Origin of the sequence: Pararobbsia silviterrae (assembly GCF_003628125.1) — a bacterium.
Lineage (GTDB): Bacteria > Pseudomonadota > Gammaproteobacteria > Burkholderiales > Burkholderiaceae > Pararobbsia > Pararobbsia silviterrae.
The window spans coordinates 87,325-100,956 of the sequence record NZ_RBZU01000002.1 but is presented as its reverse complement, the minus strand read 5'-3'; the positions used below and the strand labels follow the sequence as shown (position 1 = coordinate 100,956).

12 protein-coding genes are annotated in these 13,632 nt (G+C 64.4%); all 12 read right to left on the bottom strand.

The features are described from left to right. The 12 genes from D7S86_RS05885 to sdhA all read right to left on the bottom strand — a co-directional run bounded on the left by D7S86_RS05885 (position 1) and on the right by sdhA (position 13,628). Positions 1-2,772 carry a FimV/HubP family polar landmark protein gene (locus tag D7S86_RS05885; protein ID WP_121084523.1) on the bottom strand — a complete coding sequence of 924 codons (2,772 nt, stop codon included), beginning with the start codon at positions 2,770-2,772 and terminating at the stop codon, positions 1-3. A 358-nt stretch (positions 2,773-3,130) separates the two neighbouring features. Next, on the bottom strand, positions 3,131-4,294 hold the full coding sequence (gene asd, locus D7S86_RS05880) for an aspartate-semialdehyde dehydrogenase (protein WP_121084521.1): 1,164 nt from the start codon (positions 4,292-4,294) through the stop codon (positions 3,131-3,133). Between the two features lie 208 nt (positions 4,295-4,502). Beyond that, the gene (leuB, locus tag D7S86_RS05875; RefSeq protein ID WP_121084519.1) at positions 4,503-5,570 is read right to left on the bottom strand and encodes a 3-isopropylmalate dehydrogenase; all 1,068 of its coding nucleotides are present in this window, start codon (positions 5,568-5,570) and stop codon (positions 4,503-4,505) included. 82 nt (positions 5,571-5,652) lie between these two features. After that, entirely contained in the window at positions 5,653-6,303 is a 651-nt protein-coding gene (leuD, locus tag D7S86_RS05870) for a 3-isopropylmalate dehydratase small subunit (RefSeq protein ID WP_121084517.1), read from the bottom strand. Between the two features lie 47 nt (positions 6,304-6,350). Beyond that, positions 6,351-6,887, bottom strand: a complete 537-nt coding sequence (locus D7S86_RS30100) for a hypothetical protein (RefSeq protein WP_121084515.1) — start codon at positions 6,885-6,887, stop codon at positions 6,351-6,353. A gap of 40 nt (positions 6,888-6,927) precedes the next feature. Then, the gene (gene leuC / locus D7S86_RS05860; RefSeq protein WP_121085229.1) at positions 6,928-8,337 is read right to left on the bottom strand and encodes a 3-isopropylmalate dehydratase large subunit; all 1,410 of its coding nucleotides are present in this window, start codon (positions 8,335-8,337) and stop codon (positions 6,928-6,930) included. A 270-nt stretch (positions 8,338-8,607) separates the two neighbouring features. Continuing rightward, positions 8,608-8,772, bottom strand: coding sequence for a hypothetical protein (locus D7S86_RS29430; RefSeq protein WP_158601869.1), 165 nt, complete (start codon positions 8,770-8,772; stop codon positions 8,608-8,610). Positions 8,773-8,797: 25 nt separating this feature from the next. Continuing rightward, positions 8,798-9,310 (bottom strand): hypothetical protein, encoded by a 513-nt coding sequence (locus D7S86_RS05855; RefSeq protein ID WP_121084513.1) that lies wholly within the window; start codon positions 9,308-9,310, stop codon positions 8,798-8,800. Between the two features lie 197 nt (positions 9,311-9,507). After that, complete coding sequence (gene gltA / locus D7S86_RS05850; protein ID WP_121084511.1) at positions 9,508-10,809, bottom strand: citrate synthase; 1,302 nt, start codon at positions 10,807-10,809, stop codon at positions 9,508-9,510. A gap of 28 nt (positions 10,810-10,837) precedes the next feature. Then, positions 10,838-11,119 (bottom strand): FAD assembly factor SdhE, encoded by a 282-nt coding sequence (locus D7S86_RS05845; RefSeq protein WP_121084509.1) that lies wholly within the window; start codon positions 11,117-11,119, stop codon positions 10,838-10,840. A gap of 1 nt (position 11,120) precedes the next feature. Further along, positions 11,121-11,825, bottom strand: coding sequence for a succinate dehydrogenase iron-sulfur subunit (locus tag D7S86_RS05840; protein WP_121084507.1), 705 nt, complete (start codon positions 11,823-11,825; stop codon positions 11,121-11,123). 27 nt (positions 11,826-11,852) lie between these two features. Continuing rightward, entirely contained in the window at positions 11,853-13,628 is a 1,776-nt protein-coding gene (gene sdhA, locus D7S86_RS05835; RefSeq protein ID WP_121084505.1) for a succinate dehydrogenase flavoprotein subunit, read from the bottom strand. Positions 13,629-13,632: the final 4 nt, after the last annotated feature.

Genomic DNA, 13,632 nt, shown 5'->3' with positions numbered 1-13,632 from the left:
TCATTTGAGCGAATCGAGCAGCGCCTGCGCGCGTTCGCGCGTCGCGAGGTCGTGCGTTGCGAGCACTTCGTTGAGCAAGGTGCGCGCGCCCGCACGGTCTCCGAGTTCGACATATTCGGCAGCGAGATCGAGCTTGTTGAGCGCGATCGTCGCGAGATCGTGCGACGTCGGCGTCGAACCAGGTGCCGCGGCGTTCGGCGTCAGTTCGAGATCGAAGTCGAGATTGAGCGCGCCGAAACCGGCCGCGCCCAGGCCCGGCGAGAGCGGCGGCGGCAACGGCGGCGGCTCGTCTCGCAGCAGGTTCCCGCGCTGCGCGTCGCGCAGCGCCGACGTGCGCACGGCGTCGCCCGAGAACAGCGGGCGGCTCGCATCGCGCGCGCGGTCCGGACTCTCCGTCGCTTCGGGGGCGTTCGCGCCAGGCGCATCGGCGCTGGTGTCGCTGGCGTCGCTTGCACCGCTCGCCTGCGCGGCGTCGCCGTCGAGGGCCGGCGGCTCGCCCGCATCGTCATGTCGGCGCGCGTCGGGCGGCGCCGCGTCAGTCTGCTCGGTTCCGGCCGGCGTCACGCTGCTCGCCCCGCTCGGCGCGCCGAGTCCCGCGACGGCGCCCGCACCCGCGGTACCGCGCGTCAGCGATTCACCGACCGGCGCAGGACCTGCATCGGGCTCGCCAAGCGACGTCGCGAGACGCGGATCGGCCACCGGCACGTGCTCGGGCTGCCGCGCCTCGGGCAGTGCGGCATTGTCACGCGCGGGCGGTGAACCCGCGGGCGTATGCGGTTGAAACGCCTCGCGCGCGCCCGCCGAGGGCGCGTCGAGCCACGAGAGATCGACCGGCCCGCGCGGCGCCGAGGGCGACTCGGGCGCGGCGCTCGGGCGTGCGGGCTGATCGCCGGCCGTCTCGCCGCGCGACGCGTCGGGGGCCGCGGCATCATCGACGGGCAGATTCAGATCGACGTCGGGCATCGGCTTGACGAGACCAGCCTCGGACGCGCCGTGCTGCGTGCGATACGCGGCAAACGGATCGTTCGCGTAAAGCGGATTGTCGGGATCGATGCGGCGGCCGAGTTCGGCAGCTCGCGCCCAGTCTGCGCCCTCGCCATCGGTCAGTTCCCAGAGTTCGTGCGCCGTTTCCTGGAAGCGATCGATTTCGCGGCGATGCGCGTGCATTTCGAGCAAGCCGAGCAGCAAGCCGGTGTCGAACGGCGTCCGCGTTTCGGCAAATGCACCGCGTTGCGGATCCTGCGGCGACATGCTGCCTGCCGCGCCGAATTCGTACGGCGGCTGCGCGGGCGCTTCATGTGCGGCGGCGGCGTCGAAGATCGAATCGTCTTCGGGCGGTTGTCCGCGCGGGATGTCGCGCGAGGCGCGTCCCGACGTCAAGCGCGATTTGGCGGTGTCGGCGGTCCGCGATCCCGACGGTTCGACGGTGTCGGCATCGCGGGACGCATCGTCCGCCGGATCGCCGGACACACCCGTATCGGCAGACGACAACGCGTCGTCGCCGAGATGCGGCGACTTCCGACGCCGCGCGGGCAAGCAGACCCAGATGCCGAGCAGGACGACGATCAGCACGGCCAGCGCGGCGGGCAGCGCGAGCGGTCCGCGCAATCCGGCCTGGGGCGTCGCCGATCCCACCGATCCCGCCGCCCCGGACGCCGAAGCCGACGATGTGCCGCCCGCGCGCGGCGCGGACGCGGCTGCGCCCAGGCCATGCGCCTGCATCGCGGCCAGGACGCGATTCTTCAACTGGAGCAGTTGCTGGAGACTCGACACGTTCTGCGCGGGCGCGTCGGCGCGCGCCGCACCGCTCGCGGGGACAGCGGTCGCGAGCGGCGCCGAAACCGGCGCGGGCTGGATACTGCCGGTCCACGCGTGCGAGGCCGACGCCGCGTTGGCGGGCGCGCCCGTCTGTGCGCCGCTCGCTGCGGCGCCGGTATCGGTTGCCGCTGCGGACGCCGAAGCGGCAGGGTTGGCGACCGATGTCTGCGACGCGGATGAAATCGATGAGGCTGCTGGTGCAGCAGCGGCAGCCTCACTCGATGCGGCGGTCACGTTCGATGCGCTTGCGGCGTTCGTCGTCGCCACGGCACTCGATGCCGACGCCGATCCGGCCGTCGATGCCGGCGCGCCCGTGGCCGCCGATCCGTTCGACGCGGCCAGCGTGGCCGAGGCAGCCGGCGCGTTCGACGCGGACAACACAGCCGCCGCCGTTGAAGCCGACGCGGCGGAGAGGCTCGTGGCCGTCGCCGGCGCACTCTTGGACGCCGTCGCCGTACTCGTTCCGGTCGGAGAACTCGATGGCGCCGACGCGGTCGCGGCGCCTTGCGAGGCACCGACAGCGGCATGCGCCTGAGTCGCGCCGCTTGCAGCGGCTGCCGCGGACGCCGAAGCGGACGCATCGGCACTCGCCCCCGGACGCGGCACGGCAAGCACGGCGCCGGCCTTCATCCGGCTCGGATTGTTCGCGTAGAACGCGTTCGGATTCGCGTCGAACAGGGCCTTCGCCATGTTCTGCTTGACGGTCTTGTCGTCCGACAGCGTGAGCGCGGCGGCGACGTCGAGCAGCGACTGCCCCTTCTGGACCGCATAGTGTTCGGGCAACGCCGCCGCGGAAGCGGCCTGCGGCGCCGCGCCGAGCTGCCCGGCGGGTGCGACGCCGGCCGCCGACGGGTGCGTCGATGTCGAAGCGGGTGCCTGGCCTTGTGCGTGCGCGGCCACCGAACTCGCGGCGAGCGCCGCGATCGACCACGCAAGCGCGGTGGTCTTCCACACTGCTGGCGCTGCATCACGACGCACCAGTCGGTCTAACACGATCATCACACTCCCGGACAAGGCTTTCGACGAGCACCCGATCGGCCCGCCCGCTTCGCGCGCCGATCCGCGCGCCGTTCAGACTGCAGCGTCCGCTGCGTCCGTCAAAGTTTTAAATGCAAAAAGAGCGCCGCGCGAACGCGGCGCTCTTTGACGCCAACCAGAGAATAGGCCGCCTGCTGGGCCCAAGGTTAGCACGAGCCGAAATGAATCCTGTATTCCGAATTCGCCCGATATGCGCCGGCCGCGTACGATCGCCGACAGGCCGGTGCAAGGGCTGCAGTGTGGCGCGTCGCGTCACACTGTCCCGACCGATTGATTACGCGTACGCGTGCGAATCGCGCTGACCCGCGGTCTGCTCGGCGTCGAGCAGGATCCGCAGCATGCGGCGCAGCGGTTCGGCCGCGCCCCAGAGCAGTTGATCGCCGACCGTGAAGGCCGACAGATACTCGCCGCCCATCGCGAGCTTGCGGAAACGGCCGACCGGCACGTGGAGCGAACCGGTGACCGCCGTCGGCGTCAGATCGCGAATCGACGCGTCGCGCGTATTCGGCACGACCTTGACCCAGTCGTTGCCCGACGCGACGATGGCCTCGATCTCGTCGAGCGACACGTCCTTCGTGAGCTTGATCGTCAGCGCCTGCGAGTGGCACCGCATCGCGCCGATGCGCACGCAGAGGCCGTCGACGGGCACGCAACCCGGCTCGCCCATCGCGGGCTTGCCGAGAATCTTGTTCGCTTCGGCGCCGCCCTTCCACTCTTCCTTCGACATCCCGTTGCCGAGATCCTTGTCGATCCACGGAATCAGCGAGCCGGCGAGCGGCACGCCGAAATGGTCGATCGGCATCGCATCGCCGCGCATCGTGTCGATCACGCCACGATCGATATCGAGAATCGCCGACGACGGGTTCGCGAGCTTGTCGGCCACCGCGTCATGCACGGTGCCCATCTGCTTGAGCAGCTCACGCATGTTCTGAGCGCCCGCGCCCGATGCCGCCTGATACGTCATCGCGGTCGTCCACTCGATGAGGTTTTCGCGGAACAGGCCGCCGAGCGCCATCAGCATGAGGCTGACCGTGCAGTTGCCGCCGATGAAATTCTTGACGCCCTTCTTGAGGCCGTTGCGGATCACGTCGAGGTTGACCGGATCGAGCACGATCAGCGCGTCGTCCTTCATGCGCAGCGACGACGCCGCATCGATCCAGTAGCCGTCCCAACCGGCCGCGCGCAGCTTCGGGAACACGTCGTTCGTGTAGTCGCCGCCCTGGCACGTGATGATGATGTCGCACTTGCGCAGGTCGTCGATGCTTGTCGCGTCTTTGAGTGTGGTCTCGTTTTTGGCGAACGACGGCGCCGCGCCGCCCGTATTGCTCGTGCTGAAGAACACCGGCTCGATCAGCGCAAAATCGTTTTCTTCCTGCATGCGCTGCATGAGCACCGAGCCCACCATACCGCGCCAACCTACGAGACCCACAGTCTTCATTTCTCTCTCACTCGCTTCGCGTTTTCACCACCGGCACTGAGCTGCACTGCTTGCGCCGTACCCGCCAGTATCGCCGACCTGGCCTTCATTCAGCGCAAAACCGCGCCGTTGCCGCCCAAAAAAACAGAAATTACCCGAATTCGGCCCGTCAAACGAAAATGGCCGCTGCATCCTGCCGCAGCGGCCACCTGAGGATCGGGCGTCGCTGCTAGAGCGCGGCGACCACTGCCGCGCCCATTTGTTGAGTCCCCACTTTGGTCGTGCCTTCCGACCAGATGTCGGCTGTGCGCAGACCCTGCGCGAGCACCGCCTTGACCGCATTCTCGACGCGATCCGCCTGTTCGGCCTTGCCGAGCGAATAGCGCAGCATCATCGCGGCCGACAGGATCGTCGCGAGCGGATTCGCGATGCCTTTGCCCGCGATATCGGGGGCCGAACCATGCGACGGTTCGTACAAGCCTTTGTTGCTCTTGTCGAGCGACGCCGACGGCAACATGCCGATCGAACCCGTCAGCATCGCGGCCTGGTCCGACAGGATGTCGCCGAACATATTGCCAGTCACGACGACGTCGAACGCCTTCGGCGCCTTGACGAGCTGCATTGCCGCATTGTCGACATACATATGCGAGAGCTCGACGTCCGGATACTGCTTCGCGACCTCGATCATCGTGTCGCGCCAGAGCTGGGACGTTTCGAGCACGTTCGACTTGTCGACGCTCGTGACCTTGCGGTTGCGCTTCTGCGCGGCCTGAAATGCGACATGCGCGATGCGCTGCACTTCGGGCTCACTATAACGCATCGTGTCGAAGCCTTCCTTCGCGCCCGCGAACGGACCGTCGGGCGCCGCGCGCACGCCGCGCGGCTGGCCGAAGTAAATATCGCCGTTGAGTTCGCGCACGATCAGGATATCGAGCCCCGACACGACTTCGGGCTTCAGCGACGACGCGCTCGCGAGTTCCTTGTACAGGATCGCGGGACGGAAGTTCGCGAACAGGCTCAGATGCTTGCGCAGACCGAGAATCGCCTGCTCGGGGCGCAGCGCGCGCTCGAGGCTGTCGTATTTCCAGTCGCCGACGGCGCCGAACAGGATCGCGTCGGCCTGCTTCGCGAGGTCGAGCGTCGAATCGGGCAGCGGATGCCCTTTGGCCTCGTAACCGGCACCGCCGACGGGCGCCTCCTCGAGCGTGAACGATTCGCCGAGGGCGTTCAGCACGTTGACCGCTTCGGCGACAATCTCGGGACCGATCCCGTCGCCGGGCAAAACTGCAATCTTCATGGAGCTGTTTTCCTTCGTTCCAGGAGGAACATTCAATGACGTTCGCGCGCGGATCGATCCGCGCGCGCGTTCGAACGATCGATCAGCCGGGCAGCCGGTTCGCGAGCCAGGGCTGGCGCGCGAGACGTTCGGCTTCGAACGCGCGGATCTGATCGGCGTGACGCAAGGTCAGGCCGATATCGTCAAAACCGTTGAGCAGACAGTATTTGCGGAACGCCGTCACGTCGAACGCATATTCGCGGCCGTCGGGCGCGCGCACGACTTGCGCTTCGAGATCGACCGTGAGCTGGTAGCCGTTGAACGCAAACGTCTCGTTGAACAGATGATCGACCTGCTGTTCGCTCAGCGCGATCGGCAGCAAGCCGTTCTTGAAGCAATTGTTGAAGAAGATGTCCGCGAAGCTCGGCGCGATGATCGCGCGGAAGCCGTACTGCTGGAGCGCCCACGGTGCGTGCTCGCGCGAGCTGCCGCAGCCGAAGTTCTTGCGCGAGAGCAGCACGGTCGCGCCTTGATAGCGCGCCTGATTCAACACGAAGTCCGGGTTCAGCGGACGATTCGAATTGTCCTGGCCCGGTTGTCCGACGTCACGGTAGCGCCATTCGTCGAACAGGTTCGGACCGAAGCCCGAGCGCTTGATCGACTTGAGGAACTGCTTCGGGATGATCGCGTCCGTATCGACGTTCTCGCGATCGAGCGGGGCGACAAGCCCCGTGTGTACGACAAACTTTTCCATGATCTGGCTCTGAAATGGATCCGGTTACGGCATTCGGGCGTTAACCGTTAACCGCTCGTGACCGCGTCGTGAATCTTGTGGCCGACGGTCTTCACACCGCTCGCGACCGCGTGGCCCGCCGCTTTCGCACCATCGCCGATCGCGTGACCCGCGGATTCGGCGCCTTCCTTGATGCTATGCGCGGCCGATTTCGAATCGCGTTTGATCGCGTGACCGGCTTCCTTGCTCTTGTCGCTCACCGCGTGACCGGCTTCCTTGCTTTTCTCGCCGACCTCGTGTCCCGCGGCCTTGCTGTCGTTCTTGATCGCGTGACCTGCCTCGCTGCTCTTTTCGCCGATCGCGTGACCCGCCTCGCTGCTTTTCTCGCCGATCGCGTGCCCGACCTCGCTGCTCTTCTCACCGATCGCGTGGCCGGCCTCTTTCGCATCGCTGCCGATCTCGTGACCCGCTTGCTTCGCGTCGTCGACCGGATGCACTTCATCGGCGTGCGCGTGCGGCGCAACAGCGAGCGCCGCCGCGCTCGCGACGACCGCCGCGACCAGCCAACGCTTCGAAATAGTCAACGACTCCTGCTTTGCCTTCATGCGTTCTTCTCCTTGAGACTAGACGTCAATCGGATGATGTTCAGCTCAGCTTGCGAATATCGACGAAGTGGCCTTCGATGGCCGCGGCCGCGGCCATCGCCGGGCTCACGAGGTGCGTGCGTCCGCCCGCGCCCTGCCGTCCTTCGAAGTTGCGGTTCGACGTCGACGCGCAACGCTCGCCCGGATCGAGACGGTCGGCGTTCATCGCCAGACACATCGAGCAGCCCGGCTCGCGCCATTCGAAGCCCGCATCCGTGAAGATCTTGTCGAGACCTTCGTGTTCGGCCTGCTGCTTGACGAGCCCCGAGCCCGCCACCACCATCGCGAGCCGGATATTCGGCGCGATCTTGCGGCCGAGCTTGCGCACGACATAGGCGGCCGCGCGCAGATCTTCGATCCGCGCATTCGTGCACGAGCCGATGAACACCTTGTCCGGACGAATCGCTTCGATCGGCGTGTCCGGCGTCAGCGCCATATATTCGAGCGCACGTTCGAGCGCGTTACGCTTGACGGGATCCTTTTCCTTCTCGGGATCCGGCACGCGGTCCTCGATCGACACGACCATCTCGGGCGACGTGCCCCAGCTGACCTGCGGCTTGATCTTCGCCGCATCGAGTTCGACGACACGATCGAACGTCGCATCGGCATCGGACGCGAACGTGCGCCAGATCGCGGCGGCCTGGTCGAATTCGACGCCCGAGGGCACGAACGGACGACCCTTCAGATAATCGATCGTCGTGTTGTCCACCGCGACCATGCCGGCGCGCGCACCCGCCTCGATCGCCATATTGCAGACGGTCATGCGGCCTTCCATGCTCAGCGAACGAATCGTCGATCCACCGAACTCGATAGCATAGCCCGTGCCTCCCGCCGTACCGATCTTGCCGATGATCGCGAGCACGATGTCCTTGGCCGAGCAGCCGCGCGGCAGCACGCCCTCGACCTTGACGAGCATGTTCTTGCTCTTTTTCTGCAGCAGCGTCTGCGTCGCCATCACGTGCTCGACCTCGGACGTGCCGATGCCGTGCGCGAGCGCGCCGAACGCGCCGTGCGTCGACGTATGGGAATCGCCGCAGACGATCGTCATGCCCGGCAGCGTCGCGCCCTGCTCCGGTCCAATGATGTGGACGATGCCCTGACGCACGTCGTTCATCTTGAACTGCGTGATGCCGTACGCGTCGCAATTCGAATCGAGCGTATCGACCTGCAGTTTCGACACGGGATCGGCAATGCCATGCGCGCGATCGAGCGTCGGCACATTGTGGTCCGACGTCGCGAGATTCGCGCTGATCCGCCAGACCTTGCGGTCGGCTAGACGCAGACCCTCGAACGCCTGGGGACTCGTCACCTCATGAAGCAGTTGGCGGTCGATATAGAGAATGGTGGTGCCGTCTTCCTCGGTATGGACGACGTGCGAATCCCACAACTTGTCGTAGAGCGTCTTTGCCATGATGGTCATCACTGCGGTTCGGTGCGTGGCACCGGTGGGGAATATCTCGTTGGATTCGATGCGGGCCCACGATAGCGCAATTCGGCGTTCTCGCTGTCCTGGTACCGCATCGAATGTGAGACGATTATGCCACAAGAAACCCGCTCAATTTCCGGCAAAGTGCATTCAATTTTTCTTAATCTCGCTCATTATCTGGTGTTTTTACTACCAGGATAATCAATACCCGAGAAACCGGCGCGGCGCAAAATAACCGTCGCCGCGCCAGCTAGATCACTTCAAATAGTCGACCACGTACGGCCACAACAGCACGACATGCACGACGACGCTGATCGTGATCGCGCACACGCCCGCGATGGTAATGGCCCATCCGCACACGTCGATCACGCGCGCCATATTTTTCTCGGACGACAGAAAGCGAATTGCCGCGTCTCTCATCGTTGTACCTCCCTTCAAAAGATGATTAAAAAAACATCGACCAGACCATCTGCATCGAATGAAATCCGACGCACGCAACGGCGCTGAACGTTGCGGATCGGATCGACCACCGGATAAACATGCCGCGCGAGCGGATCGAGGCCAAGGCCATGAGGCCCCGATATTGATCGAGCGACATCGGCGGGGAGCGTGTCGGCGTCATCAGCCGCTTCATGGCTCGGCGAAAATGGCCGACGACCGTGGCAGCGCTCAGCGCGACGATCGAGCCGAAGCCCACAATGCCGTAGCAGACGAGGAACACCGCGCACAGCACGCCCGGCCCGGCCGGCGCGCACTCGGCCGTCAACACCTCGAACGTACCGGCCGCGCACAAGCCGATCGCGACCCAGAACAATTGGCCGTCGCGAATCGACGCGCACATCATCTGATGCGACGCACGCGAGCCGATGACGGGCGACATCGAAAGCAGCGAGAACAGCGGCGCGAAGATCGGCACGCCGATATTGAGGAACAACCAGAGAACGAACTGCGCGGCCATGACTCGCTCCCGAAACAGTGGCGTCTCATTTTGACGAACCCACTATCTCGTATTCAAACTCGAGCGCCAGCTCATGGCTCTTCGCACATAAGACAACACCCCGCCGAATGCAAGCATCGGGCGGGGTGTTCGAGCGAACCTCGGGAAAGGTCCGCGGCAAGCGAGTCGCGCAGGCGACTCGCCGGGTTCAGCAGGGCTTAACGCGCGCCGAGCGCCTTGGCCTGGCGCGGCGTGTCGCCGATGAACAGCTGACGCGGGCGACCGATCTTTTGCTCGGGATCCGCGATCATCTCGTTCCATTGCGCGATCCAGCCGACCGTACGCGCCATCGCGAAGATACACGTGAACATCGACGTCGGGATGCCGAGCGCGCGCTGGACGATGCCCGAGTAGAAGTCGACGTTCGGGTAGAGCTTGCGCGACACGAAATACTCGTCCTCGAGCGCGATCTTTTCGAGCTGCATCGCGAGCTTGAACAGCGGATCGTCGTGCAGGCCGAGCTCGTTGAGCACTTCGTAGCACGTTTCACGCATGAGCTTCGCGCGCGGATCGTAGTTCTTGTAGACGCGGTGACCGAAGCCCATGAGCTTGACGCCCGAGTTCTTGTCCTTCACCTGACGGATGAACTCGGGGATCTTGTCCGGCGAGCCGATCTCTTCGAGCATGTTCAGCGCGGCTTCGTTCGCGCCGCCGTGCGCCGGGCCCCACAGACAAGCGATCCCCGCGGCGATACACGCGAACGGATTCGCACCCGACGAACCCGCGAGACGCACCGTCGACGTCGACGCATTCTGCTCGTGGTCCGCGTGCAGGATCAGGATGCGGTCGAGCGCGCGCACGAGCACGTCGTTGACCTTGTACTCCTCGCACGGGTTCGAGAACATCATGCGCATGAAGTTCGCCGTGTACGACAGGTCGTTCTTCGGATACACGAACGGCTGACCGATGTTGTACTTGTACGCCATCGCGACGAGCGTCGGCAGCTTCGCAATCATGCGGATCGCGGAGACTTCGCGGTGACGCGGATCGGCGATATTCAGCGAGTCGTGATAGAACGCCGACAGCGCACCGACGCAACCCGTGAGAACAGCCATCGGGTGCGAATCGCGACGGAAGCCACGGAAGAACAGATGCATCTGCTCGTGGACCATCGTGTGCTGCGTGACCGTCGTCACGAACTCTTCCTTCTGCGCAGCGTTCGGCAGTTCGCCGTTGAGCAGCAGAAAGCAGGTTTCCATGAAGTCGGCGTTAACCGCCAGTTCTTCGATCGGATAACCGCGATACAGCAATTCACCCTTGTCGCCGTCGATATACGTGATCGCCGAGTTGCACGCGGCGGTCGACATAAAGCCCGGATCGTAGGTGAACTTGCCCGTCTGGCCGTAGAGCTTGCGGATATCGATGACATCCGGACCCATCGTTCCCTGATAGATCGGCAATTCGACGCTGGGCGAATTGTCGCTGAACGATAGCGTGGCTTTTACTTCGGACGGAGTCATAGGGTTCCTCTATACGAACATTGAAAATTCAACACGAGCGCAGGATCGCGAGGACATGTGCGATCTCGGGAGTCGCGAGATCGCCCTCGAGTTCAGCGCGCGCCATCAGCAAATCCATAAGCTCATTGTCGGACAGTTCGAGCAGGGCTGTCAGAGCACCAACATCGGCGTCGGTCAGATCCAGCTCGTAGCGCTCGAAAAACCGCTCGAAAATCAGGTCGTTTTCAAGCAGCCCGCGACGCGCGCGCCAGCGAAGACGCGCGCGCCGATGGGGATCGGCCTGATGAGTCGAGGCGGTCGGTTCGTCCATATCAAACGGCACGGCGAACCATCAGTTCCTTGATCTTGCCGATGGCCTTCGTCGGGTTCAGTCCCTTCGGGCACACATCGACGCAGTTCATGATCGTGTGGCAGCGGAACAGACGATACGGGTCTTCAAGATTGTCGAGACGATCGCCCGTCGCGGTATCGCGCGAATCCGCGATGAAGCGATAGGCTTGCAGCAGACCCGCGGGACCGACGAACTTGTCCGGGTTCCACCAGAAACTCGGGCACGACGTCGAGCAGCTCGCGCAGAGAATGCACTCGTAGAGACCATCGAGCTCTTCACGCTCTTCGGGCGACTGCAGACGCTCCTTCTCGGGCGGCGGCGTGTCGTTGATCAGATACGGCTTGATCGAATGGTACTGATTGAAGAACTGCGTGAAGTCGCAGATCAGGTCGCGCACGACGGGCAGACCCGGCAGCGGACGCAGCACGATCTTCGCGGGCAGGTCGTTCAGGTTGGTCAGGCAGGCAAGACCGTTCTTGCCGTTGATGTTCATTGCGTCCGAACCGCAGACGCCTTCGCGGCACGAACGGCGGAACGAGATCGTCTCGTCGACCGACTTGAGGCGCACGAGCGCGTCGAGCAGCATCCGGTCCGTCGGTTCGAGTTCGATTTCGTACGTCTGCATCCGCGGCGCTGCATCCTTGTCCGGATCGTAGCGATAAATTTCGAAGGTGCGTTTTGCCATGATGGAATCCTGTATGTCGCCAGTGCGTCAGAAGGTACGGGCCTTGGGCGGAACCGAGTCGACGGTCAGCGGTTTCATCGTGACCGGCTTGTAATCGAGGCGGTTGCCCTCGCTGTACCAAAGCGTATGGCGCAGCCAGTTTTCATCGTCGCGATGCTCGTTGTCGCGAAGCGCGTGCGCGCCGCGGCTTTCCTTGCGCGCATCGGCCGAGACCATCGTCGCTTGCGCGACTTCGATCAGGTTCGCCAGTTCAAGCGCTTCGATACGCGCCATGTTGAACACCTTCGACTTGTCCTTCAGGTGCACGTTGTCGACACGATCCGAGATCGCGCTGATCTGCTTGACGCCTTCGGCGAGCAGTTCCGACGTACGGAACACGCCGGCATGGCTCTGCATCGTCTTGCGGATATCGTTCGCGATGGTCTGCGTGTACTCGCCCGACGTCGAGGCGTCGAGCTTCGCGACGCGCGAGCGCGCGAAATCGGCCGCATCCGCCGGCAGCGGCTTATGGTCGCCGAGTTCCTTGATGTGCTTGACGATATGGTTGCCCGCGGCACGACCGAACACGACGAGGTCGAGCAGCGAGTTCGTGCCGAGACGGTTCGCGCCGTGAACGGACACGCACGAGCATTCGCCGACCGCGTAGAAGCCGTGCACGGGCGCCTTGTGATCGCTGCCCTTGCCGACGACCTGGCCATGCATATTCGTCGGAATCCCGCCCATCTGATAGTGAATCGTCGGCACGACCGGAATCGGTTCCTTGATCGCGTCGACGTTCGCGAACTTGAGCGCGATTTCGCGGATCGACGGCAGGCGCTTCAGAATCGTGTCGGCGCCGATGTGCGACAGGTCCAGATACACATAGTCGCCGTTCGGACCGCAACCGCGGCCTTCCTTGATTTCCTGGTCCATCGAGCGCGAGACGAAGTCACGCGGCGCGAGATCCTTGAGCGTCGGCGCATAGCGCTCCATGAAACGCTCGCCGTTCTTGTTGCGCAGGATACCGCCCTCGCCGCGCACGCCTTCGGTGATCAGCACGCCGGCGCCCGCGACGCCCGTCGGGTGGAATTGCCAGAATTCCATGTCCTGCAGCGCGATGCCCGCGCGTGCGGCCATGCCGAGGCCGTCGCCCGTGTTGATGAACGCATTCGTCGACGCCGCGTAGATTCGGCCCGCGCCGCCCGTGGCGAACAGCGTGCACTTGGCTTCGATGATGCTGATCTCGCCCGTTTCCATTTCGAGCGCGACGACGCCGAGCACATCGCCTTCGGCGTCGCGGATCAGGTCGAGCGCCATCCACTCGACGAAGAACTGCGTGCGCGCCTGGACGTTGCGCTGATAAAGCGTGTGAAGCAGCGCGTGACCCGTACGGTCGGCTGCCGCGCAAGCGCGCTGGACCGGCTTCTCGCCGTAGTTCGCCGTGTGGCCGCCGAACGGACGTTGATAGATCGTGCCGTCGGGGTTACGGTCGAACGGCATGCCGAAGTGTTCGAGTTCGTAGACGACGTTCGTCGCTTCGCGGCACATGAACTCGATCGCGTCCTGGTCGCCGAGCCAGTCGGAGCCCTTGATCGTGTCGTAGAAGTGATAGTGCCAGTTGTCTTCGCTCATATTGCCGAGCGAGGCGCCGATGCCGCCCTGGGCGGCGACCGTGTGCGAGCGCGTGGGGAAAACCTTCGAGAGCACGGCGACCGAGAGGCCCGCCTGGGCGAGTTGCAGCGAGGCACGCATGCCCGAACCGCCCGCGCCGACGATGACCACGTCGAACTTGCGACGCGGCACAGCATTCTTGATTGCAACCATTTTT